This window comes from Ruegeria sp. F5 (assembly GCF_056533845.1).
Window position 1 is genome coordinate 75,901 of record NZ_JBQFOU010000010.1, and the last position, 21,758, is coordinate 97,658.

The 21,758-nt window shown below is 62.7% G+C and carries 21 protein-coding genes; 8 read left to right on the plus strand and 13 right to left on the minus strand.

Annotated elements, in window-relative coordinates:
• Positions 1-223 precede the first annotated feature (223 nt).
• The 4 genes from fliP to fliF are packed head-to-tail and all read right to left on the minus strand — an operon-like array spanning position 224 to position 3,408.
• Positions 224-955, minus strand: coding sequence for a flagellar type III secretion system pore protein FliP (fliP, locus tag ACR0K1_RS15980; protein WP_480851264.1), 732 nt, complete (start codon positions 953-955; stop codon positions 224-226).
• The gene (locus ACR0K1_RS15985; protein ID WP_480612090.1) at positions 955-1,242 is read right to left on the minus strand and encodes a FliM/FliN family flagellar motor switch protein; all 288 of its coding nucleotides are present in this window, start codon (positions 1,240-1,242) and stop codon (positions 955-957) included. The genes fliP and ACR0K1_RS15985 overlap by 1 nt, the downstream gene beginning before the upstream one ends.
• Entirely contained in the window at positions 1,235-1,831 is a 597-nt protein-coding gene (locus tag ACR0K1_RS15990; protein ID WP_480612089.1) for a FliH/SctL family protein, read from the minus strand. Before ACR0K1_RS15990 ends, ACR0K1_RS15985 begins: the two co-directional genes overlap by 8 nt.
• Positions 1,831-3,408, minus strand: a complete 1,578-nt coding sequence (gene fliF, locus ACR0K1_RS15995; RefSeq protein ID WP_480612088.1) for a flagellar basal-body MS-ring/collar protein FliF — start codon at positions 3,406-3,408, stop codon at positions 1,831-1,833. The genes ACR0K1_RS15990 and fliF overlap by 1 nt, the downstream gene beginning before the upstream one ends.
• Positions 3,409-3,527: 119 nt before the next feature.
• Here fliF and ACR0K1_RS16000 point away from each other — a divergent pair, with 119 nt between their 5' ends.
• The 5 genes from ACR0K1_RS16000 to ACR0K1_RS16020 are packed head-to-tail and all read left to right on the plus strand — an operon-like array spanning position 3,528 to position 8,180.
• Positions 3,528-4,025 carry a flagellar basal body-associated FliL family protein gene (locus ACR0K1_RS16000; protein ID WP_480612087.1) on the plus strand — a complete coding sequence of 166 codons (498 nt, stop codon included), beginning with the start codon at positions 3,528-3,530 and terminating at the stop codon, positions 4,023-4,025.
• Positions 4,026-4,034: 9 nt separating this feature from the next.
• Complete coding sequence (locus ACR0K1_RS16005; protein WP_480851266.1) at positions 4,035-4,553, plus strand: hypothetical protein; 519 nt, start codon at positions 4,035-4,037, stop codon at positions 4,551-4,553.
• Positions 4,550-5,128: a MotE family protein gene (locus ACR0K1_RS16010; protein ID WP_480612085.1), complete on the plus strand. Its 579-nt coding sequence runs from the start codon at positions 4,550-4,552 to the stop codon at positions 5,126-5,128. Before ACR0K1_RS16005 ends, ACR0K1_RS16010 begins: the two co-directional genes overlap by 4 nt.
• A gap of 47 nt (positions 5,129-5,175) precedes the next feature.
• Positions 5,176-6,045, plus strand: a complete 870-nt coding sequence (gene motA, locus ACR0K1_RS16015) for a flagellar motor stator protein MotA (protein WP_480851267.1) — start codon at positions 5,176-5,178, stop codon at positions 6,043-6,045.
• The gene (locus tag ACR0K1_RS16020; RefSeq protein WP_480612083.1) at positions 6,042-8,180 is read left to right on the plus strand and encodes a hypothetical protein; all 2,139 of its coding nucleotides are present in this window, start codon (positions 6,042-6,044) and stop codon (positions 8,178-8,180) included. The genes motA and ACR0K1_RS16020 overlap by 4 nt, the downstream gene beginning before the upstream one ends.
• 40 nt (positions 8,181-8,220) lie before the next feature.
• On the opposite strand, the gene ACR0K1_RS16025 is transcribed toward ACR0K1_RS16020, so the two are convergent.
• Positions 8,221-9,573 (minus strand): MmgE/PrpD family protein, encoded by a 1,353-nt coding sequence (locus ACR0K1_RS16025; protein ID WP_480612082.1) that lies wholly within the window; start codon positions 9,571-9,573, stop codon positions 8,221-8,223.
• Complete coding sequence (locus tag ACR0K1_RS16030; protein ID WP_480612081.1) at positions 9,570-12,011, minus strand: GcvT family protein; 2,442 nt, start codon at positions 12,009-12,011, stop codon at positions 9,570-9,572. Before ACR0K1_RS16030 ends, ACR0K1_RS16025 begins: the two co-directional genes overlap by 4 nt.
• A gap of 380 nt (positions 12,012-12,391) precedes the next feature.
• Between ACR0K1_RS16030 and ACR0K1_RS16035 the strand changes: the two genes are divergently transcribed.
• Complete coding sequence (locus tag ACR0K1_RS16035) at positions 12,392-12,721, plus strand: hypothetical protein (RefSeq protein WP_480612080.1); 330 nt, start codon at positions 12,392-12,394, stop codon at positions 12,719-12,721.
• A gap of 4 nt (positions 12,722-12,725) precedes the next feature.
• On the opposite strand, the gene ACR0K1_RS16040 is transcribed toward ACR0K1_RS16035, so the two are convergent.
• Together ACR0K1_RS16040 and trhO are read right to left on the minus strand one after the other, a co-directional pair.
• Positions 12,726-13,226 (minus strand): potassium channel family protein, encoded by a 501-nt coding sequence (locus ACR0K1_RS16040; protein ID WP_480612079.1) that lies wholly within the window; start codon positions 13,224-13,226, stop codon positions 12,726-12,728.
• Between the two features lie 65 nt (positions 13,227-13,291).
• Entirely contained in the window at positions 13,292-14,197 is a 906-nt protein-coding gene (trhO, locus tag ACR0K1_RS16045) for an oxygen-dependent tRNA uridine(34) hydroxylase TrhO (RefSeq protein WP_480612078.1), read from the minus strand.
• A gap of 96 nt (positions 14,198-14,293) precedes the next feature.
• On the opposite strand from trhO, the gene pncA reads away from it, so the two are divergent.
• Positions 14,294-14,887: a bifunctional nicotinamidase/pyrazinamidase gene (gene pncA, locus ACR0K1_RS16050; RefSeq protein ID WP_480612077.1), complete on the plus strand. Its 594-nt coding sequence runs from the start codon at positions 14,294-14,296 to the stop codon at positions 14,885-14,887.
• Here the strand turns inward: pncA and ACR0K1_RS16055 are convergent.
• Positions 14,884-15,411, minus strand: a complete 528-nt coding sequence (locus ACR0K1_RS16055) for a hypothetical protein (RefSeq protein ID WP_480851268.1) — start codon at positions 15,409-15,411, stop codon at positions 14,884-14,886. The genes pncA and ACR0K1_RS16055 overlap by 4 nt on opposite strands.
• Before the next feature lie 163 nt (positions 15,412-15,574).
• Here ACR0K1_RS16055 and pncB point away from each other — a divergent pair, with 163 nt between their 5' ends.
• Complete coding sequence (gene pncB / locus ACR0K1_RS16060) at positions 15,575-16,867, plus strand: nicotinate phosphoribosyltransferase (protein WP_480612075.1); 1,293 nt, start codon at positions 15,575-15,577, stop codon at positions 16,865-16,867.
• Positions 16,868-16,875: 8 nt separating this feature from the next.
• Here the strand turns inward: pncB and ACR0K1_RS16065 are convergent, their stop codons facing one another.
• The 4 genes from ACR0K1_RS16065 to ACR0K1_RS16080 are packed head-to-tail and all read right to left on the minus strand — an operon-like array spanning position 16,876 to position 21,724.
• Complete coding sequence (locus ACR0K1_RS16065; protein ID WP_480612074.1) at positions 16,876-18,327, minus strand: aldehyde dehydrogenase family protein; 1,452 nt, start codon at positions 18,325-18,327, stop codon at positions 16,876-16,878.
• A gap of 45 nt (positions 18,328-18,372) precedes the next feature.
• Complete coding sequence (locus tag ACR0K1_RS16070; RefSeq protein ID WP_480612073.1) at positions 18,373-19,968, minus strand: ABC transporter ATP-binding protein; 1,596 nt, start codon at positions 19,966-19,968, stop codon at positions 18,373-18,375.
• Complete coding sequence (locus tag ACR0K1_RS16075) at positions 19,965-20,780, minus strand: ABC transporter permease (RefSeq protein ID WP_480612072.1); 816 nt, start codon at positions 20,778-20,780, stop codon at positions 19,965-19,967. The genes ACR0K1_RS16070 and ACR0K1_RS16075 overlap by 4 nt, the downstream gene beginning before the upstream one ends.
• Complete coding sequence (locus tag ACR0K1_RS16080; protein WP_480612071.1) at positions 20,777-21,724, minus strand: ABC transporter permease; 948 nt, start codon at positions 21,722-21,724, stop codon at positions 20,777-20,779. Before ACR0K1_RS16080 ends, ACR0K1_RS16075 begins: the two co-directional genes overlap by 4 nt.
• Positions 21,725-21,758: the final 34 nt, after the last annotated feature.

Consider the following 21,758-nt stretch of genomic DNA (forward strand, 5'->3'; position numbering starts at 1 on the left):
CTGTGAACGGTGCTGCGGTTCTCGCAGCCAATTGCCGGGCCGATGACATTCCCGATGCGCCGCTCTGGTTTTCGGACCGGTGCATCACGCAGTCATTCTTGCCCATTAGGTTGCCAAATCTGAAGGTCCTTCGGACGGTTACCCGGCTCAAGAACCGACAACCCGCAGCCGTCAGACCCTGTCCAACTCTGACCTCCCCCAATCCACCGCCGTTCAGCGCGAGCTAGGGCATGTAGCTGCGCACCAATGCGCTGGCGATCAAGGCCCACCCATCCGCAATCACGAAAAACGCCAGCTTGAATGGCAGGGAGACGATGGCCGGGGGCACCATCATCATGCCCATCGACATCAGGACGGCAGCAAGCACCAGATCGATGATCAGGAACGGCAGGAAGATCAGAAACCCGATCTGAAAGGCGCGGGCGATCTCGGACAGCATGAAGGATGGCATCAGAACCGACAGAGGGGCCTGCGGCGACAGGGCCAGCGCGTCCCCTTCGGGGCGCAGGGCGGCCATCGCGTAGAATGTGTCCGCATCCAGCCTGGCCGCCATAAACTCCCGGAACGGGATCAGGGCGCGTTCCAAGGCCGGTTCAACCTCCATCCGTTCTTCCAGCATCGGGCGGATGCCGGTGGTCCAGGCCTCGGTGAAAACGGGGTCCATGATGAAATAGGTCAGAAACAGCGCCAGGCTGACGATCAGCATGTTGGGCGGCGATTGCTGCAGCCCGATCCCCTGCCGCAGGATGGCCAGAACGGTGATCAGAAACGGAAAGCAGGTGATCATGATGGCCAGCCCCGGCGCGAGGCTGAGCACGGTGATCAGCAGGATCAACTGGACCGTCCGGGCCGAGATCGACCCGCCTTCGCCCAGCGACAGCGTCACCTCCTGCGCCATGGCCAGTGACGGCGTCAGCACGAGGACCGCGCAGGCCAGCCAGATCAGGGGGCGCATCACCCGATCCCGTTTTGCAGATCGGCTATTTCCGTCAGGCGCACAGCAAGCTGACCGGCCTGTTCGCCCTCCATCTCCTCCAGCAGGCCGCGGGCGACCAGCTGGTCTCCGACATATAGATCGACCGGATCCTCGATCCGTTTGTCGAGCGTCAGCACCGCGTTCTCGCCCATGTTCAGCAGGTCGCGGATCAGCGGGCGGGCGCGGCCGACCGAGACTGTCACTTCGATGGGCACCGAGTCGAACGGGTTGGGTTTCTGCTGTGTCGGGGTCTGGGGGTCACTCATTTGCCAATGCCTCGTTTGCTTCAAATGCGTACGCTTCAAATGCCCCGGCGATCGACGCCAGTAGGGCGCTGCAATCAACCTCGCGCCGGGACATGCCAACCTGCAATCTCGCCTGACCGGCCTCCAGCGAGGGGTCCTCGATCACGCTGGGCGGCGGAGAGATTTCGCTGGGGATCAGGGATTGCACTGCCTCGCCCTGCCCCTCGGGCACCAGGATTTGTATAGGCTGCCCGATCTGCTCGCGGGCCATGCTGCACAGATGTTCGACCACCCGTGTGCCAAGGCCCTTGTCGAGACTCTCGGGCAGAACAGCGCGGACCAGGCTTTGGAACATGGGTTCCAGAGACAGCGTCATGCGCGACAGCGCCTCGTGATGGGTGAAGGACATGTCCTGCAGCGCCTGCCCCAGTTCGGCGGACAGGCGGGTCCGGCTTTGTTCCTGCGCCTGAACCGCATCTTCCCATCCCGCGCCATAGCCCTGTTCGAAGGCCGCCAGCCGGTGTTCTTCGAGCGTATCGTCGTTCAGAACGTGAACCCTGCCATCCGCCGATGCGGTTGCGAAATCCTCTAGAAGATGAGCGATGGTCATCACACGTGCTCCTCACCCTCTTCCAGCCAGCTGCGCAGAATCTCGACCGTCTCTTCCTGCTTGTCGCCGATCATCGCCCGCAGCCGCTCCACCGGGTCTTCTGCAACTGCGCCTAAGGTCGGAACATCGGCCTGAGCCGGCAATTGCGCAAAGCCGGACCCGTCGTCCGTCGCAATCTCTCCGGTCAGAACATTGGTGTCCTCAGTGCCCGATGCTGCGGGCAGCAATGCCGGGGCCTCAGCGGGTTTCATCAGGATCGGGCGGATCACGAACAGGGCCAGAACCAGCGAGACAAGCGCCAGAACCACCATCTGGATCAGCGACATCGCATCCAGATGGATGTTCTGCCACACAGATGCCGAGACCAGCGTCCCCTGCGGCTCAACCGCTGGCAGGTCCAGGGATTTCAGTGTGATCACATCCCCCCGCGCCGCGTCGAACCCGACGGCAGAGGCGACCAGTTCTTCCAGCGCCTCAAGTTCTGCCTGCGGCAATGGGGCGAAACTTTCCGCGCCCGCCGTATCCACCACACGGGTTCCGTTAACCAGCACCGCAACCGTCAGCCGCTTGATGGCACCGGGGGCAGTGTGAACCTCAAGCTCGGTTTCCGAGACCTCGTAATTCACCCGCTCTCGGGTCTGCGTGGCGGTCGAATTGGATTCGTCCCCGCCCGCACCGTCCCCATCCGGCAAGTTCGAGGCCACCGTGACGTCGGAGGACTGGTTTCGGGCGCTGTCAGAGCGTTCTTCAACGTCGGTGCTGATCGCCACCCGGCCTTTCGGGTCAAACCGCCGCTCACGGATCGATTCCGTCTTTGTCACCGTATCGACACTGACCTCGACAACCGCATTGCCCGCACCCACACGCGCCTCGACCAGCCGCAGGACCCGTTCGCGCAACTTGCGCGACTTGTCGTCAGCGGTGTCGGCTGCCACAGCAGTTTCCTGCCCCCCGATAACGGACCCGTTCGAATCGATCACCGTGACGTTTTCCGGGGCCAGACCACTGACGGCAGAGGCCACCAGAAACCGAATGGCCTTGGCCTGATCACCGGTGATCTGCCCGCCCGAGGGCACCAGATAGACCGAGGCCGTCGGGGCCACGCTGCGCTGAAACGGGTTGGCCGATCCGTTGGCGATGTGAACGCGCGCCTGGCTGACATGGGGGCTGCCGACGATGGTGCGCGCCAATTCCCCTTCTTTCGCGCGCCAATAGGCGGCATCGAACATCTGAGACGTGGTGCCAAAGCCGCTGAGGGAATCCAGCAGCTCGTACCCCCGATTGCCATTCGCAGGCAGCCCCTCGCTGGCGAGGGTCATGCGCAGCTCATCCCGCTGCCCGCCCGGAACATAGATCGACCCGCCGCGAATCTCATACGGAACACCGCGCTGATCCAGCGATCGGACGATATCGCCCGCAGCACCGCTTTCGAGCTCCGCATATAACAGGGTCATAGACGGAGCGCTCACCACGCGCGACAGCCCGAGAACCCCCAGAAACACCAGCACCGCCGCACCGGCAACGATGATTTGTTTTCGCCTGTCCAACCCGGCCCAGACAGTTCCGATCTGCTGCACGCTCACCTCCGACTCACCGGCGTTCTGCCCGGTGCACCTCTTGTTTGGACGATTGCCCTTAACAATCGGTTAGTCCCTGCGGGGTTATGACGGATGCACCAGAAACGGATGAGGACGTCATGACAGACGCAACTGCCGAACAGGCTGAGGCCCCTGAAAAGAAGGGCAAGAAGGGATTGGTCACCGGGGTGATTCTCGCCGTGATCGGGGCTGCGGGCGGGTATGGCCTGACGTCTTTCGGGCTGATTCCCTTTGCGGGAAAGGGCAATGAAACAGGCGCCTTTGCAAGCGATGCGAAGACGCCGCCGGATGCCCTTGCCGATGTTGGTTTCGTCAACCTGCCGCCGGTGGTCGTATCGGTGAATGCGGGCGGTTCGCGCCATCTGAAATTTCACGCGCAGCTGGAAGTCAACGCCCCGTACATCGCTGATGTGGAAAAAATGCTGCCGCGAATCATGGACGTTCTGAACGGCTATCTGCGGGCAATCGAAGCCGCGGATATCGAGGAACCTCTGGCGCTGATTCGCATCCGCGGGCACCTGCTGCGGCGCATTGCGATTGTTGTGGGCGAGGGCCGCGTGCGCGACGTGCTGGTCATGGAATTTGTACTGAATTAGGAGGCGGAATTGGAGCTGATTGCGGATATTTTGCTGGTCGCAGGCGCGCTGGGGGCGGGGCTTTACTGTTTTGTCCTGTCACGGCGGCTCAGACGGTTCACCGATCTTGAACAAGGCGTCGGCGGGGCGGTTGCGGTTCTGTCTGCGCAGGCGAACGCGTTGAAGAAATCTCTGGACGGGGCGCGGTCTGCATCGGACCGGTCTGGGGACGCGCTGAAAGGTCTGACCGAACGGGCCGAGTCGGTGGCTCAGCGGTTGGAGCTGATGATGGCCTCGATGCATGACGTCATCCCGGAGGAGGAACCGGAGGCGGAGCAGCCTGAAACAGCGGACCAGCCCAAGGATCAGTCCGAAAGCCAGGACGAACAGGCGGACGGCCCGCAGGAAACCGGGCCGAACACTAATGAGCCAACGGAAGACACCAAGGCGAAGCCCGCCGAACCGGTTGCGCCGGATCCGCCAACGAAGGCCCCCGAAGGGCTGATGTTCTTCCGTCATGACCGAAAACGGCAAGAGGCTGCGGAATGACGGGTCGCCGGACCGCCAACAGACGTCCGCGCAGCGGCGTCCTGACGTTGATCTCATTCCTGATGATCGGCTCTGCCGCGATTCGGGTGGGGCTTGAAGCGGGGCCGGCTTTGGCAAAAACGGCCGAGCCGCCAAAGGTCGAAGGCCCCCCAGCGACGACTGACAACCGGGATCTTCAGGTGGTTCTGACCGAACTCCTGCGCCGTGAAGCGCAGGTGAAGGAACGCGAGGATGCGTTGCGTGACAAGGAAAGGGCGCTGGAGATTGCGGATCAGGCCATCGAAACCCGCCTGACCGCTTTGATTGAGGCCGAAGAAGCCCTGCGCTCAACGCTGGCCGTTGCGGACAAAGCCGCCGAAACCGATCTGACGCGGCTGACCGAAGTTTACCAGAGCATGAAGCCAAAAGACGCCGCTGACCTATTCGAAAACATGGACCCGACATTCGCGGCGGGCTTCCTGGCGCGGATGCCTGCGGATGCGGCGGCTGGCGTGATGGCAGGCCTCAGCCCCGAAGCCGCCTATACTATCAGTGTCGTCATGGCCGGGCGCAATGCCCGTGCCCCGCAGGAGTAGACGCCCGTGCCCCTCAAACCTGAACAGGACATTGCCGGAGATCACACATGATTGGAATCGTTGGGATTGTCGTCATTTTCGTCATGGTGTTCGGCGGCTATCTGGCCGCTGGCGGCAAGATGACTATTATTCTGAAATCCCTGCCCTTCGAGATGATGATGATCGGCGGCGCGGCGGTCGGCGCGTTTCTGATCAGCAACGACATCGGCGGCATCAAGCATACGATCAAGGATATGGGCAAAGTCTTCAAAGGCCCGAAATGGAAGCCCGAGGATTACCGCGACTTGCTGTGCTTGCTGTTTTCGCTGATCCGCATTGCCCGTGCCAACCCTGTCGATGTCGAGCAGCATATCGAAGACCCGGAAAACTCGACCCTGTTTTCCGCCTATCCCAGGATTCAGGCCGATAAAGAGGCGGTGGATCTGATCTGCGACACGATGCGGTCCGCCGCGATGAATTACGACGATCCGCATCAGGTCGAGGAAGTTCTGGAAAAGCGGATGGAAGCGAATTTCCATCACGCCATGCATTCCAGCCACGCGCTGCAGACGGTGGCGGATGGCCTGCCGGCCTTGGGTATCGTCGCGGCGGTTCTGGGTGTGATCAAGACCATGGGCTCGATCGATCAACCGCCGGAAGTGCTGGGAAAACTGATCGGCGGCGCTCTGGTTGGCACGTTTCTGGGCGTGTTTCTGGCCTACGGGCTGGTCGGACCCTTTGCCGGAAAACTGAAAAACGTGGTCGAGGAAGACAACCATTTCTACCAGCTGATCAAAGAGGTTCTGGTTGCAAACCTGCACAACCACAACGCCGCCATGTGCATCGAGGTGGGTCGCCAGAACACGCCAACCCATAACCGACCGGGCTTTACCGAGCTGGAAGATGCGTTGAAAGAGCTCAAGCAGGCGGCAGCATGACGCGGTTGGGCACATTGGCCGCGGTTCTGATCGCGGCTGCGACAGGCGCGCTATCTAAGGAAGTGACGGTCCGCTCTGGTGAGCATGATGGCTTTACGCGATTGGTGGTGAACGTGCCTCCGGATACGGGCTGGACGCTGGCGCAACGTAAAAACGGCGCGCGGCTGACCCTCGCGCTGGACGAGGTCACGTTTCACACCGACTCGGTTTTCAGCCGGTTGACGACTGAACGGCTGGATTCGGTATCGCAGGTCCGGCCCGGATCACCCCTCGAGCTGGAGTTCGGGTGCGATTGCGTGGCCTCGGCGTTTCTGTTCCAGAACAAAATGATCGTATTGGATATCGCGCCGGGGAAATTCCTGCCACCCGTGATCGCAGGCCTCCCACCGCCCGTTTTTGGGCAGGGCGCGCCGCAGCAGGCGTTGCGGAAAACACCTGATCCGATATCGCAACTTGATCTGCCCCTTCTGAACCTGAACCGGCAGGGTTTTGTGGATCAACTCTCTGCCCGGCTGTTGCAGGGGGCTGACCGGGATATTCTGGATTTGAACCTGGCCACCATGGGGCCCCGGACCTCATTCGCGCGCGAAAGCGTTGCGGTGCCATACGAACCGGGTGCAAACGTCAACCTGTCTTCAATCCTTGATGAGCTTCCCGGCCTGCTTGGCGCAAGTTTACTGCAGATCGACACCGAACCCGCCTGTATCCCGGACGCGGATCTGGGATTGGCAAACTGGTCCGATGGGCGCCCTTTCCCGGTCCAGGCCTCGGCATTACGGGCCGGGCTGTTTCAGGAGTTTGACCGCGTCGACGAAGCGCGGGCGCTAAAGCTTGCCAAACTCTACGCGTTTCACGGTTTCGGTGCCGAGGCAATCCGGGTTCTGGACCTGTTGCAGGATCCTGCGCAGGAAACGCAGTGGATTTCCACAATCGCCAGGATTGTCGACGAGCAAACAGTGACCGGGCAGTTCCCATTCAGCGGATTGCAGAAATGCGAAGGCGACGTGGCGCTTTGGGCCGCTCTGGCGGAACAGGCCTTGGCCCCGGACGCCCGCGTTGAAGCCATCGAACAGTCCTTTGCGCGCTTGCCGGACCATCTACGCCGCAACCTTGGGGCAAGACTGGCCACGATCCTTGTCGATGGGCAGCAGACCGAGGCCGCGCGGCGGATTCTGCGTTCGGTCGACCGTCTGGGCGGCGAACCCCGGCCAACCGTCCAACAGGTCAAGGCGCAGGTCGCAGAGGCGGAAGGGCAGGATGGGCGGGCTGAGTCCCTGTTGACGGAAGTTGTCACATCGCCGGATGCAGCCCTCGATGCGCCTTTGGCACTGGCCCGGCTGGTCGAGAAACGTTGGGTTGATCGCGGTTCGGTCTCGGCGCAAGAGCTTGGTCTGGCCGCCGCCTACGCGACCGAGTATCGCCGATCAGAGCTTGCCGCGATGACCGCCAGAACGCATGCGATTGCGCTTGGTCTGGGTCAGGAGTTTGATCAGGCATTTGATCTGATCAACGCCCTGCCCAAGGATGCAGATTTTCCGGGAACTTTGAACAGACACCTGCAGGTGCTGGCTGAACGGTCGGATGACATCACCTTCTTAAGGCAGGCATTTGCGGTGCTCGCCGATTTCCCGGACGAACTGTCCACGGACGCTGCGGTTGCCCTGTCCGACCGCCTTGCTGCGCTTGGGTTTCCGGCGCAGGCTTTTGATCTTGCCAACAGGCAGCAGGACCGGGTCAGGCGATTTGAACGGGCGCGCTTGCGGGCACGGGCTGCCATTTCGAACAACCGTCCGCATCAGGCGATGCTGGAGCTTGCGGATGATCCGTCCGAGCACGCGGCGCGGCTAAGGGTTCAGGCCATGGCCGCTGCCGGAGACTACGCCGGGGCTGGTGATTTGCTGTTGGGTCTGGGCGATACCCAAGCCGCCGACCGTTACTTTTGGTTGACCGATTTGCCAGAACGGGTGGGCGCGGAGGGAAAATACGCAGTGCTGACCGAAACGACACAGGCATTATCTGAACCGCCGATCCGTCTGCCGGACACGCCGCTGGCGGATGCGGCGGGCCTGCTAGAAGACAGCCGGAAGACACGGCAAAGGATTTCAGGCCTGTTCGCAGATATCCAACAGCAATAGGGCCGAGACACAGGCCCGTTTCGCTTATCCCTCTACGAGGTCAAGATGCAGGTGGGGCAAATAAAAGCTCTGCGAGCTCCGCATAGCGAGACCCGGTTCTGGTCCAGCCAAGGATTGCAGCGCAGATGGCGTCGGCGCGCTCGGTGCCGATAACGGGGGATGCGAATTGCATGTATTTTGCGATGATCTCGTCTTTGGTCAGCGGATCTTCTGCCCCTCCGCGGGCGGGAATGTCACCTGATTTCAGGACGCGGCCATCGGTTGTGGTGACCTCGACATCCGCCCATCGGCCCTGCGGGAACCGTGCGTTGTGACCTTCGCTTTCGGCGACACTGATCTTTGGTATCAAATCCGCAACGGCGGGGTCCGACAGGCCCTTGCCCGAGATGTGTTCGACCCCGATCCGCCCATGCACAGCCTGAACGGCGACCGCGAAGGGCAGCGAATACTGCGCCTGGGACGTGGTTTCCGGCAGGCCCGCAAACAGACAGGCGGCTTGCCGGAAGCTGTTGATATGGATCGCACCGATCTGCGCTGCGGTCAGACCATGTTCCAGCATCACGGCGCGGACGGCGTCGATTGCGGCATGAGCCCAGCGGCAGATCGGATAGGGTTTGATGTATTGATGCTCGACCTGCCAGACGTCACCCAGATCGGCCCAGTGGGGCGCGGCCTCTTCGGCCTCGATGGTGATGGCGGGCGCGCCGGTAAAGCCCTGCTCGGCCAGAACGGCGGCCGAGATTCCGACCAGCGCACCCCATCCGGACCCGTCATGCAGCATGGTGGGGTTGGCAATCTCGCGCATCATCTGGCTGCGGGGGCCGTGATATTCGGCGATGCCCATCGCCTGCCGCATCTGATCCGGCGTCTGCCTGCGCAGCCGCGCGGCCATGGCCACCACGCCCAGCGCATTCCACGCACCGGATGTGTGGTAGTCGCTGACGCTGGCATGCAGTGACAGCCCGGCGCGCCCGGCAATTTCATAGCCGGTGATCACGGCCGCCAAGGCCTCGGGGCCGGTCAGATCCGGGCGATGTTCGGCAAGGGCGGCAAGGGCGGGCAGGACCACGACGCCGATATGGCCTTTGACCGGATTGTACCCGTCATGACCGTCCAGATTGTCGGTCTGGGTGGCGGCAGCATAGGCCGCACCCGCCATGCTGACCGCGCGCCCGTCAAACAGCATGCGCACAGAGAACGCCGGATCGGTGCTGCCATAAAGCAGCGCCGCCGTGTCGCGTGCGATCACCCCGGCCTGCATCGGGCCCGAGGCGATCAGGATGCCCATCGTATCCAGCATCAACAGCGCGGCGGCCTGGCGCGCGCTTTCGGGCATATCCTCTACCGACCGGTTGAGCGCAAAGTCAGCGACGCGGGCGAAGGTATCGGTCACTTGGCCCCCTCCATCACCGGCTGAACGTCACGCAAGCGCAGGCCCTTTGGATCGAACGGCGGCTCGGACAGCACCCTGGCCGTGTGCGGCTTGCCGAGGATGAATATCTCGACCGTGTCACCGGGACCGGCCACTTGCGGATCGGCGTATCCAATCGCCAGCGACTTTCCGACCGAATATCCAAACGCGCCCGAGGTCACGCGCCCGACAGGTTTGCCACCCGGTGTGAAGATCGGCTCGCCCCCGGCGGCGTCGGCATCCACGGCGTCAACTTCAAAGATCGACAGAACCTCGCGCGCGGGGTTGTCTTTGACGGACAGATAGGCGTCTTTGTGCAGGAAATCCTTGTCCAGCTTGATCAGGCCGGACAGGCCGACTTCTTGCGGCCAGTATTCCTGAGAATACTCCCGGCCCCAGGACCCATAGCCCTTTTCGATGCGCAAGGATCCCAGTGCACGACCGCCGACAGGGCCGCCGCCCAGCGTCTTTGCAGCGTCCAGAAGCGCGGAATAGAGCCTGATCTGGTCAGCTTCGGCGCAATGCAGCTCCCACCCCAGATCGCCGGTGAAACTGACGCGGATGGCCAGACACGTCACCCCGGCGACGTCGATGGTCTGCGAGCGCATGAAGCGGAACGCCTGGTTCGACAGGTCCGCATTGGTCAGTCTTTGCAGCAAATCGCGGGATTTTGGCCCGGCCACGTTGAAACCCGCGATGCGGTCGGTTGCGACCTCGAACGAAGTGCCTTCGGGCAGGTCGACCATGTTGAAGAAGCGCTGATGATAGCGCTCGGCCATGCCTGAGCCGATCATCATATACGCGTCCTCAGCGGTCTTGGTGATGGTGAAATCGCCCGCGACACCGCCCCGGACCGAGATCATCGGGGTGAGGCAGGACCGCCCCACCTCGGTCGGGACATGGTTGGCGACAAGGCGGTCCAGCCAGTCCCGCGCGCCGGGGCCCTTGATCACGTAATTGGTGAAATTCGAGATATCGATGACGCCGACTGTGTCGCGCAGCATCCGGACCTCTTGCCCCGCAGGCTCCCACCAGTTCTGGCGGGTAAAGCCGTTGGTTTCCTGCGCACCCGGCTGATCGGCGAACCACAGCGGATGTTCCCAGCCGCAGTTCAGGCCAAAGACGCAGCCCATCTGCTTCTGCATCTCATAGGCCGGGCGCACACGGGCGGGACGACCGGCACTGCGTTCTTCGTTCGGGAAATGGATGGCGAAACGGTGGGTGTACTGATCTTCGACCCGCGCCTTGGTAAAGGCCTTGTCGGCCCAGTCGCCAAACCGGGCCAGATCCCAGGCGAACATGTCATATTGCGGCTCGCCCTCGATCATCCATTGCGCCGCCAGCAGGCCGAGGCCACCGGATTGCGAAAAGCCCGGGATGATCCCGGTGCAGCAGAAATAGTTCTGCAATTCCGGTACCGGACCCCACAGCGCGTTGGCGTCCGGCGACCAGATCATCGGGCCGTTGATCACCCGCTTCACCCCGGCGGTGGCCGCCACCGGCACGCGCTCGGTGGCGCGGATAACGTTTTCCATGATCCGGTCCAGATCGTCGGGGAACAGATCATGGGCGAAATCCAGCGGCGTGCCGTTTTCGGCCCAGAACCGCATGTCTTTCTCATAAGCGCCGATCAGCAGGCCGTTGCCTTCCTGCCGGAAGTAATACTCGCCATCCCGGTCGGCGATAGAGGGCAGGCGGCGGCCGATCGCGGCGACCTCATCAATTGCATCCGTGACGAAATACTGGTGTTCGGTCGGCTGCAGGGGCAGCTCAAGCCCCGCCAGTGCCGCAACTTCGCGCCCCCACAGACCCCCTGCGTTAACAACCCATTGCGTGTGGATGTCGCCCTTTTCCGTGCGCACGATCCACGAGCCGTCGGGCTGCGGATCAGTGCCTGTTACGGGGCAAAACCGCTCAATCGTGGCCCCCATCGCCCGCGCCCCGGCGGCATAGGCATGGGTCACGCCCGAAGGGTCCACATTGCCGCCATCGGGTTCGAACATGATGCAGCGGATGTCATCGAACTGCGCCAGCGGGTGCAGTTCCCTGGCCTGCTCGCGGCTGATTTCATGAAAGTTCAGCCCGTAAAACCGCGCCTTGGCTTCCTGCAGGCGCAATTGCTGTTCCCGTTCCTCGGTCTGCGCCAGATACAGCGAGCCGGGCTGGAACACGCCACAGCCCTGCCCGGTTTCCTGCTCAAGCTCTTTATACAGGTTCATCGTATAGTGCTGGATGCGGGTGACGTTGTTGTTGTCGTGCAGCCCGTGGATACCGGCGGCGGCGTGCCAGGTCGAGCCGCTGGTCAGTTCGTCCCGTTCCAGCAGGACCACATCGGTCCAGCCAAGCTTGGCCAGATGGTACAGGATCGAGCAGCCAACCAGCCCCCCTCCGATCACAACGGCCTGAGCGTGGGTTTTCATGGGTTTGCTCTCCTCATGCGCAACATTGCCCTGCGGCAAAGTCAGCCACAGGCCTGCGGCAGCTTATGCTCTGTTCCCGACGCAAAATGTCGGTAAAGGCGTGTCCAACAGCGGAAACAAGCGCAGCGTAGGCGGATCGCCGCCTTTCGCCGTGCCGCGCACGACGCGGTGAGCAGTTGTGAGTTGAAATGACCTGCGCTGATTCTTTCATTGACCTCAAGGCACGGAAAACCGTGCGGAACAGGTCGGAACGCGACGGGACAGGCTGGGTCAGAAAGCGGTGAAAACCGCCGGGATCAGCGGAATTCTTGAAAAAGTTCCTAAAATGTTCTATATTTGTTCTGCAAGGATGTCCAAGGCGGAACGGAGGTATCTGAGCCATGACCAACGCTGCCCGTCAAAGCTGGTACGACGCACCCAGCAACGATTATCACATGCTGCCTGTCACCGATCGGCAGATGCGCTATGCCCGCGCCATCGCGCAGCAATCGGCGCTGGAAATCCCGGTCGAGGCGCAGCGCGACCGCCGGTCTCTGTCGAACTGGATTTCGGCGCACAAGCCCAGCGCCACCTCGCAATTCGACAATTATCCGACGGGCAAACAGGTGGCCTTTGCCGAGCGTATCTCGCGCAGCAAGCGCCGCCCGATCCCGTCCGAATGTTTTCGCGACAAGCAGATGATGTCGCGCTGGATCGATCAGAACAAATAGGGCGCTACTTGCCGTGGTTGCGCGCATAAAGCGCGACGGCGGCGGCCACGAACATCCCCAGCAGGATATAGCCCGTCACCGCCTCGGACACCGCAAGCGCCCGGCACAGCCCGGTCGGGGCCATGTCGCCATAGCCGACCGTGGTGAAGGTAACGTACGAAAAATACAGGATATCCGCCGGACCGCGCGCGCCGACCACGCAATTGTCGTGGTACCCGAACGCGCCGTAGGCGGCGGCAAACAGGAAGGGCACGACCTGAATAAAGGACACGCCCATCAGAAACAGCAGCCTGCGCGGGGATTTTACCTGGGTCATGTAGAACCAGGATTGCGACACGACCCACACCACCAGCCCTATCGAAGCGATGGTTCCGATCGTATCGCCCGCGGCTGCCTCGCTCAGGCGCGACAGGCCGAACCACGCGAGAAAACTGGCCAGGATCATCCCGGCCGCCGCCATAAGCGTCGATTTCCATTCGTCGAAAGTTGCGGGGTCGCGGGACATTTCTGCTCCATCTTGCTGGCCTGCCCCGGATATTCCGGTTTCCGGCGCAGGCCCGCAAGTTGAATTCAGTCTGATCCCAGATGTTCATCCCCGCGTGCCCGCGCCAGCAGAATCTGCTTTTGCCGCTCGCGGAAGCGCATCTTGTCCGCCTCGGAGGTCTCGTTGATGCATCGGTGGCAGGACACGCCGTGCTCGTATTCGGGCCGCTTTACATCTTCGGGCAGGATCGGGCGGCGGCAGCCATGGCACAGCTTATGCGGCCCCTCGACCAACCCGTGCCCGACCGAAACGCGGTTGTCGAACACGAAACACTCGCCCTGCCAGGTGCTGTCTGCGGCGGGCATTTCCTCGAGATAGCGCAGGATGCCGCCTTTGAGGTGATAGACATCCTCGACCCCCTGCCCCAGCAGGAAGTTGGTGGATTTCTCGCAGCGGATACCGCCGGTGCAGAACATCGCGACGCGCTTGTTGTGGAAGCGGTCCTTGTTGTCCTCCCACCAGGCCGGGAAATCGCGGAAACTGGCTGTTTCAGGGTCTATTGCGCCCTCAAACGTACCAATCGCCACCTCGTAATCGTTGCGGGTATCGATCACCACCACATCGTCCTGACGGATCAGATCGTTCCAGTCCTGCGGTTCGACATAGTTGCCGACACGGGCGCGCGGGTCGATATCCGGCTGACCCATGGTCACGATCTCTTTCTTCAGCCGGACCTTCATCTTGCCAAAGGGCGGGTGATCGGCGGTGGCCTCTTTCCACTCCAGCCCGGCACATCCCGGCAAGGCGCGGATATGGGCCAGCACCGCATCGATCCCGGCACGCGGGCCGGCGATGGTGCCGTTGATCCCCTCCTGCGCCAGCAACAGGGTGCCTTTTACCGAAGCAGTGCGGCACAGGTCCAACAGCGGGTCGCGCAGCGCGGCGTGATCCGGAAAGCGGGTAAAGTGATACAGGGCAGCGATTGTGTACATGCGCGCGGTCTAAACCCGCCGCGCCAGAGTCGCAAGGGACCGCATTGACGCCCGGCCCGCAGCCCCCTACCGATACGGTTGTGCAAGGAGACCGCCATGACCCACGCCCTGATCGTAATCGACGTCCAGAACGATTTCTGCCCCGGCGGCGCGCTGGCGGTGGCCGGAGGGGACGAGGTTGTCGCCCCGATCAACGCCATGATGGACCAGTTCGATGCGGTGATCCTGACGCAGGACTGGCACCCGGCAACCCATTCGTCCTTCGCCAGTTCACATGACGGCAAAGACCCGTTCGACATGACCGAGATGCATTACGGCCCGCAGGTGCTGTGGCCCGATCACTGCGTCCAGGGCACCGAGGGGGCCGATTTTCACCCCGATCTGCACACCCATGCCGATCTGGTCATACGCAAGGGCTTCCGCCCGGGCATCGACAGCTATTCGGCGTTTTTTGAGAACGACCAGAAAACGCCCACCGGGCTCAAGGGCTATCTGGAATCGCGCGGGATCACCCACCTTACGATGGTCGGGCTCGCCACGGATTTCTGCGTGCATTTTTCAGCGGTTGACGCGGCAAGGCTCGGCTTTGAGGTCACCGTCAGGATGGATGCCTGCCGGGCCATCGACATGGACGGCTCGCTGGAAGCCGCCAAACAGGCCATGCGCGCGGCCGGGGTCAAACTGGCCTAAGGGGACGCACCCGCTGCTGCCAGATATTTCAGCAGCGCAAACAGCATGACGGCAATCCCAAGGGCGAACCCGATGCGCCCCGACAGGGGGCGGCGTTTCGGCTTTTCCTCGGCTTGGTTTGGTGAAACCCGGCGTGGTGCCGGGCGGATTACCCCGGCAGCGGGCCGCGCGCGCCTGACATGGTTCAGAAACTGCCACAGATCGAAATCGCCGCAATATTCGCCCTGCAGGCCCCGGCGTCGCATGTTGTCGAACAGATCGCGAAGAATCTGCAGCCGGTCGGCCAGATCCTCGGCCGGGAAAATGTCTGCCGCAATGCCGCTGCGCCGCGATTCCAGGCTGAACCCGGCATCCAGAAACATCGCACGGATTTTCGGCGACGTTCCCCGCAACGCATCCGCCGTCCGGATGTCGCGAAACACCGCGCGCACCGGGCGATCCGTGCCCGGCTGATCTCCTGCCTCGGCAGGATCGGTCTGGCCCTGTGCAACCTTTACAATGTCAAAATCGTACTCGAGACCCATTCACAAACTCAGTTCCGTCTTTCCATCCCCCACCTCACTAACCTGTGAAAACAACGCACAATATGCCCGCATTGTGACTGGACATTGGCATTGTCACCAAATCAGCGACTCTTGCCATTCACCGTGCCGATTGATCTAACAACGGAAATCGCAGGAGTTCCCCATGGTCGATATCGCGACCCGTGTCTACAATCACAAATGGAAGATCGACCCGATTGTCCGGTCTTTGATCGACACGGACTTCTACAAACTGCTGATGTGCCAGTCAGTGTTTCGAAACAAGCCTCAAACCGATGTGGTGTTTTCCCTGATCAACCGGTCGAATCACGTGCCATTGGCCCGTTTGATCGACGAAGGCGAGCTGCGCGAACAGCTGGATCACATCCGCTCGCTCAGTCTCAGCCGGGGGGAAAGCACATGGCTGCGCGGCAACATGTTCTACGGCAAACGGCAGATGTTCCGCTCGGATTTCATGGAGTGGTTCGAGGACCTGCGCCTGCCCCCCTATCATCTGGAACGCAAGGGCGATCAGTACGAACTGACCTTCGAGGGCAAATGGCACGAGGTCATGCTGTGGGAAATCCCGGCGCTGGCGGTGCTGATGGAGCTGCGCTCGCGCGCGGTTCTGAACGGCATGCGCCGGTTCGAGCTGCAGGTGCTTTACGCCCGTGCGATGACGCGGGTTTGGGAAAAGATCGAGAAACTGGGCCGGATTGACGGGCTTGGGATCGCCGATTTCGGCACCCGGCGGCGGCATTCCTTCCTGTGGCAGGACTGGTGCGTGCAGGCGATGATCGAGGGGCTGGGATCCTCGTTCACCGGCACGTCCAACTGCCTGATCGCCATGCGGCGCGAGGTCGAGGCCATCGGCACCAATGCCCATGAGCTTCCGATGGTCTATTCCGCGCTGGCCGAGACAGACGAGGATCTGGCCCGGGCACCCTATGACGTGCTCAGCGACTGGCATGACGAACATGACGGCAATCTGCGCATCATTCTGCCCGACACGTACGGCACCAAGGGGTTTCTGGATCACGCGCCGGACTGGCTGGCGGGCTGGACCGGTATCCGCGTCGACAGCGGCGACCCGGCGGCTGCGGCTGAAATCGCAATCGATTGGTGGACCGCGCGCGGCGAGGACCCGGCAAACAAACGGATCATCTTTTCGGACGGGCTGGATGTCGAGAAAATTCAGGAACTGCACGCCCGGTTCGCGGGCCGCGCCAGTATCTCGTTTGGCTGGGGCACCTTGCTGACCAACGATTTCCGCGGGCTTGTTCCCGAGGATGGGCTGGCCCCCTTCTCGCTGGTCTGCAAGGCGGTTTCGGCAAACGGGCGACCAACGGTGAAACTGTCCGACAACCCGGAAAAGGCGATGGGTCCGGCGGACCAGATCGAGCGGTACAAACGGGTGTTCGGCGTGGGCGCACAGGAACCTATCGAAGTGATCGTCTGAGCGCATGCTCAGCCGTGATAGGCGGCCACCGTTTTCAGCTGGGAAAAGCCATAAAGCGCCTCGAACCCTTTTTCGCGGCCATGACCGGATTTTCCGACACCGCCAAAGGGCAGTTCAACGCCGCCTCCGGCCCCATAATTGTTGATGAACACCTGCCCTGATCGCAACCGTCTCGCCAGCCGCATCTGCCGCGCGCCGTCGCAGGTCCAGACGCTGGCGACAAGGCCGTACTCGGTGCTGTTGGCTATGGTCAGAGCCTGTTCTTCGGTTTCAAACGGGATCAGGACCTGCACCGGGCCAAAAATTTCCTCTTGCGCCAGAACGTGATCCGGCGGCACATCCGCGAACAATGTCGGCAGGACATAAGCGCCTGTCTCGGGCGTGTCCTCCACGATCTGCCCCTGCGCCGCGAGGGTCAGATCGGCCCCTTGCGCCAGATAACCAGTGACGATCTCTTTCTGCCGGTTCGAGATCAGCGGCCCGAAGCTTAGATCGGCTGTGGCGGGGCCCACTGTCAGCTGCGTATAGGCATCGGCCATGCGCGATTTGACCAGATCGTAGATACCGCGCTGCACCAGAATCCGGGACGAGGCGGAACAGGTCTGGCCCGCATTCTGAATGCCCGCATTCACCAGAAACGGCAGCGCCGCGTTCAGATCGGCGTCGTCGAAAACCAACTGAGGCGACTTGCCGCCCAGTTCCAGCGTCACCGGCACCACATTGCGCCCCGCCGCCTGTTGCACCAGCGCCCCGGTCGCGACCGACCCGGTGAACGAGATATGGTCGATACCCGGATGGCCCGACAGCGCCGCACCAGCCTCGGCCCCCAGACCGGGCACGACGTTCAGCGCACCCGCGGGCAGCCCGGCCTCGGTCGCCAGATGGGCGAAGGCGAGCGCGGTCAAACAGGCCTCTTCTGCCGGTTTCAGGACGCAGGCATTGCCCATCGCCAGCGCCGCACCGACCGAGCGGCCGATGATCTGCATCGGATAGTTCCACGGCACGATATGGCCCGTCACCCCATGCGGCTCGCGCAGGGTGTAGACGGTGTAGCCGTCCAGATAGGGGATGGTTTCGCCCATCACCTTGTCCGCCGCGCCGCCGTAGAACTCGCAATACCGCGCCAAAGCCACCGCATCCGCTCGCGCCTGCGTCAGCGGCTTGCCCACATCAAGCGCCTCGAGCAAGGCCAGATCGTCGAGCCGGTCCAGCACAAGCTGCCCGAGCCGGGCAAGGATGCGGCCCCGTTCCAGTGCGGTCATATGGCCCCATTCCCCGTCCCGCGCCGACTGCGCTGCCGCAACCGCCGCGTCCACATCTGGCGCACCGCCTCGTGCGATCCGGCACAGTTCGGCCCCGTCGGACGGGTTGACCAGCGGCAGGGTTTCACCGGGCACTGGCGGCACCCATGCGCCGCCGATCAGGCAGAGGCCGGGGTCGAACCAAAGCGGGTCAGTCATGTGGTTCTCCTTCTCATACAGGCTCTAAACAGGGGTTTCCATCAATCAAGCCGCCCCAAGAGTTTCCGGCAAGACAGGCGCGGCGTCGATCAGGGATCGGGTATAGGGGTGCTGCGGGTTTGCGAAGACCTGCGTAGTCTCCCCCTGTTCGACGATCTGCCCGGCCTGCATCACCAGAACGCGGTCGGTGATCGTGCGGACAACGCTCAGGTCATGGCTGATGAACAGATAGGTCAGATCATAAGCCGCGCAGAGCTCGGCCAGCAAATCCAGAACCTGCGCCCGGACCGAGACATCGAGGGCCGAGACCGCCTCGTCAAACAGGATCAGTTCAGGTCTGATGATCAGCGCCCGGGCGATAGCAATCCGCTGCCGCTGACCGCCTGAGAACTCGTGGATGTACTTGCCCGCATCATCGGGGCTGAGGCCCACGGCACTCAGCATCTCGGCCACGCGGTCCGTTTTCTCGGACCCGGTCGGCGGGTCGTCCAGCAGGTGAAACGGCTCGGTGATTAGGCGCGAGACCCTGTGGCGCGGGTTGAAGCTGCCGAACGGGTCCTGAAAAACGACTTGCATCTTGCGGCGCACTTCAAGGTTGGGCGTATGACCCGTAAAGACGGGCTGTCCGTTCAGCAAAATCTCGCCCCGCTGCACCTCTTCAAGGCCCAGAATGGCCCGTGTCAGGGTCGATTTCCCGCATCCTGATTCACCGACAAGCCCCAGACGCTCACCTTTGTTGAGGGTGAAGCTGACCTGATCGACGGCGCGATGATGGCCATGCGGGCCGAACAGGCCCTGACGCGGCAGGCGGTAGTCGCGCACGACATCTGTCACTTCAAGCAGGGGCACCGGCGGTGGTGCGGTGGGCAACGCGACCTGATGGCCCGAAGCCTCGAACAGCATGCGGGTGTAGGGGTGCTGCATATGGCGCAGCAGGTGATCCGTTGCCCCAGTTTCCACCACCTCGCCCCGGCGCATCACCACGATCCGGTCCGCCATATCGGCCACCACCGCCAGATCATGGGTGATCATCAGCAGACCCATCCCGTATTCCGACACCAGCCCTTTGAGCAGGTCCAGAATCCGCGCCTGCGTGGTGACGTCCAGCGCCGTTGTCGGCTCATCCGCGATCAGCAGGCGGGGGCGCAGGGCGATGGCCATGGCGATGACCACGCGCTGGCGCTGACCGCCGGACAGCTCATGCGGATAGCGCGACAGCGGGAACCGGTCGGGCGGCAGGCCTACACGGGTCAGCACCTCAGCCGCGCGGGCGCGGGCCTGCGCGGGCGGCATGGCTTTGTGGATCAGGATCGTCTCGGTCACCTGATCGCCGATGGTCTTGACCGGGTTCAGCGCCGTCATCGGTTCCTGAAACACCATGCCGATGGACGCGCCGCGCAGGTCGCACATGGCGGCCTCGGGCGTGGTCAGCACATCCTGCCCGTCCAGCCGGATCGCACCCGTTGCCTGTGCGCCGGTCGGCAGCAATTGCATCACGGCCAAGGCGGTCATGGATTTGCCCGATCCGCTTTCGCCCGTCACGGCCACGATCTGGCCCGGCGCGATGGACAGGCTGACCTGTTTCAGGATCGGCGCGCCGTGGATCGACACAGACAGGTTTTCGACCTCAAGCAAACTCATGCGCGCGCCACCCTGATCCTTGGGTCCAGCCAGTCTCGCAGCCCGTCGCCCAGCAGGTTCAGCCCCAGCACCGTGACGATGATCGCCAGCCCCGGAATCAGAGCCAAATGCGGGGCGAAACTGACCATTGTTTGCGCGTCCGCCAGCATCCGGCCCCAGCTTGGCGTCGGCGGCTGTGCGCCCAGACCGACATAGGACAGCCCGGCTTCGGCCAATATTCCCAGTGAAAACTGGATGGTCCCCTGCACGATCAGCAGGTTCGCGACATTGGGCAGGATGTGCTCCACCGATATTCGCGCCGCCCCTTTGCCCGCGACACGGGCGGCAAGGATGAACTCGCGCTCCCACAGCGACAGCGCAGCACCACGGGTGATGCGGGCGAAGACGGGGATGTTGAAGATGCCGATGGCGATGATGGCGTTGATCGCCCCGGCCCCGAACACCGCCGTGATCAGGATCGCGATGACCAGCGAGGGGAAGGCAAAGACCAGATCGTTGCCACGCATGATGACCTCATCCAGCCATGAGCCCTTGCGCGCCGCCGCCGTCAGGCCCAGCGGCACGCCTAAGCCGATGCCGATGACCACCGCCACCAGCGCCACGGCAATCGAGGTGCGCGCTCCCACCATGATCATCGAGAACATGTCGCGCCCGAAGTGATCCGTCCCGAACCAGTTCTGCGCGTTCGGGGTTTGCAGCTTGGACGCGATATTCAGCGCGGCGTGATCGGCCGGGGTCCAGACAAAGGACACAAGGGCGGCCAGCAGCACCAGCGAGGACAGGAAACCGCCGAGGATCAGGTTGCGGCTCATGTGCGGCTCCTGAGGCGGGGATCGACGGCGGCATAGGCCAGATCGACAAGGAAATTCACCGTGATGACGGCAAAGACCAGCAGCATCACCACCGATTCCACCACGATCAGGTCGCGGGCGGAAATGGCCTGAAACACCAGCCGGCCCAAACCGGGCAGATAAAACACCTGCTCGATGATGATCGACCCGGCCAGAAGGAAGGAAAATTGCAACCCGATGATGGTCAGCACCGGGATCAGCGCGTTGCGCACCCCGTGCCGCCACAGCGCCTGACGGCGCGAAAGACCCTTGGCGCGGGCGGTGCGCATGAAATCCTCGCCCAGAATATCCAGCAGGGACGATCGCATGACCCGCGCCAGAATCGCCGCCTGCGGCAGCGCCAGCGCAACGGCTGGCAGGGTCAGCGAACGCAGCCCGATCCAGAGCCCCTTGTCCCAGCCCGCGAACCCTCCGGCGTTGAACCAGCGCAGGTTGATGGCGAAGATCAGCACCAGCATCATGGCAAACCAGAAATTGGGCACCGCGATACCCAATTGCGTCGCCCCCATCACCGCCTGATCCCCCGCCTTGCCCCGGCGCGCGGCGGCGTAGATACCGGCGGGAAAGGCGATAAGCGTGGACAGGGTCAGCGCATACAGCGCCAGCGGCAGCGACACCCACAGCCGGTCCGCGATCATCTGCGACACCGGCGTGCGATAGGTGTAGGAGGTGCCGAAATCCCCCACCAGCATGCCGCCGGCCCAGTCGAAATACCGCTGCAGCTTGGGCACATCCAAACCCAACTCGGCCCGCAGCGCGGCCAGCGTGTCGGGCTGCGCGTTCACACCCAGCATGAAGGATGCCGGATCGCCCGGCGCGACCTCGATCACCGCAAAGATCACCACCGAGGCGACCGCCAGGCTGAGGATCAATGAGAGCAGGCGTTTGAGGGCATAGCGTAGCATCCCCGCCACGTTAGGGTCGCAGGCGACACGGGTC

Bases quoted from the DNA above. Each gene is read 5' to 3' on its own strand.
- fliP (WP_480851264.1), bottom strand. From the start codon at position 955: ATGCGCCCCCTGATCTGGCTGGCCTGCGCGGTCCTCGTGCTGACGCCG.
- ACR0K1_RS16020 (WP_480612083.1), top strand. From the start codon at position 6,042: ATGACGCGGTTGGGCACATTGGCCGCGGTTCTGATCGCGGCTGCGACA.
- pncB (WP_480612075.1), top strand. From the start codon at position 15,575: ATGGTCGATATCGCGACCCGTGTCTACAATCACAAATGGAAGATCGAC.
- ACR0K1_RS15990 (WP_480612089.1), bottom strand. From the start codon at position 1,831: ATGACCATCGCTCATCTTCTAGAGGATTTCGCAACCGCATCGGCGGAT.
- ACR0K1_RS16000 (WP_480612087.1), top strand. From the start codon at position 3,528: ATGACAGACGCAACTGCCGAACAGGCTGAGGCCCCTGAAAAGAAGGGC.
- ACR0K1_RS16040 (WP_480612079.1), bottom strand. From the start codon at position 13,226: ATGTCCCGCGACCCCGCAACTTTCGACGAATGGAAATCGACGCTTATG.
- ACR0K1_RS16075 (WP_480612072.1), bottom strand. From the start codon at position 20,780: ATGAGCCGCAACCTGATCCTCGGCGGTTTCCTGTCCTCGCTGGTGCTG.
- motA (WP_480851267.1), top strand. From the start codon at position 5,176: ATGATTGGAATCGTTGGGATTGTCGTCATTTTCGTCATGGTGTTCGGC.
- ACR0K1_RS15985 (WP_480612090.1), bottom strand. From the start codon at position 1,242: ATGAGTGACCCCCAGACCCCGACACAGCAGAAACCCAACCCGTTCGAC.
- ACR0K1_RS16065 (WP_480612074.1), bottom strand. From the start codon at position 18,327: ATGACTGACCCGCTTTGGTTCGACCCCGGCCTCTGCCTGATCGGCGGC.
- ACR0K1_RS16010 (WP_480612085.1), top strand. From the start codon at position 4,550: ATGACGGGTCGCCGGACCGCCAACAGACGTCCGCGCAGCGGCGTCCTG.
- ACR0K1_RS16030 (WP_480612081.1), bottom strand. From the start codon at position 12,011: ATGAAAACCCACGCTCAGGCCGTTGTGATCGGAGGGGGGCTGGTTGGC.
- ACR0K1_RS16055 (WP_480851268.1), bottom strand. From the start codon at position 15,411: ATGGGTCTCGAGTACGATTTTGACATTGTAAAGGTTGCACAGGGCCAG.
- ACR0K1_RS16035 (WP_480612080.1), top strand. From the start codon at position 12,392: ATGACCAACGCTGCCCGTCAAAGCTGGTACGACGCACCCAGCAACGAT.
- ACR0K1_RS16080 (WP_480612071.1), bottom strand. From the start codon at position 21,724: ATGCTACGCTATGCCCTCAAACGCCTGCTCTCATTGATCCTCAGCCTG.
- trhO (WP_480612078.1), bottom strand. From the start codon at position 14,197: ATGTACACAATCGCTGCCCTGTATCACTTTACCCGCTTTCCGGATCAC.
- pncA (WP_480612077.1), top strand. From the start codon at position 14,294: ATGACCCACGCCCTGATCGTAATCGACGTCCAGAACGATTTCTGCCCC.
- ACR0K1_RS16070 (WP_480612073.1), bottom strand. From the start codon at position 19,968: ATGAGTTTGCTTGAGGTCGAAAACCTGTCTGTGTCGATCCACGGCGCG.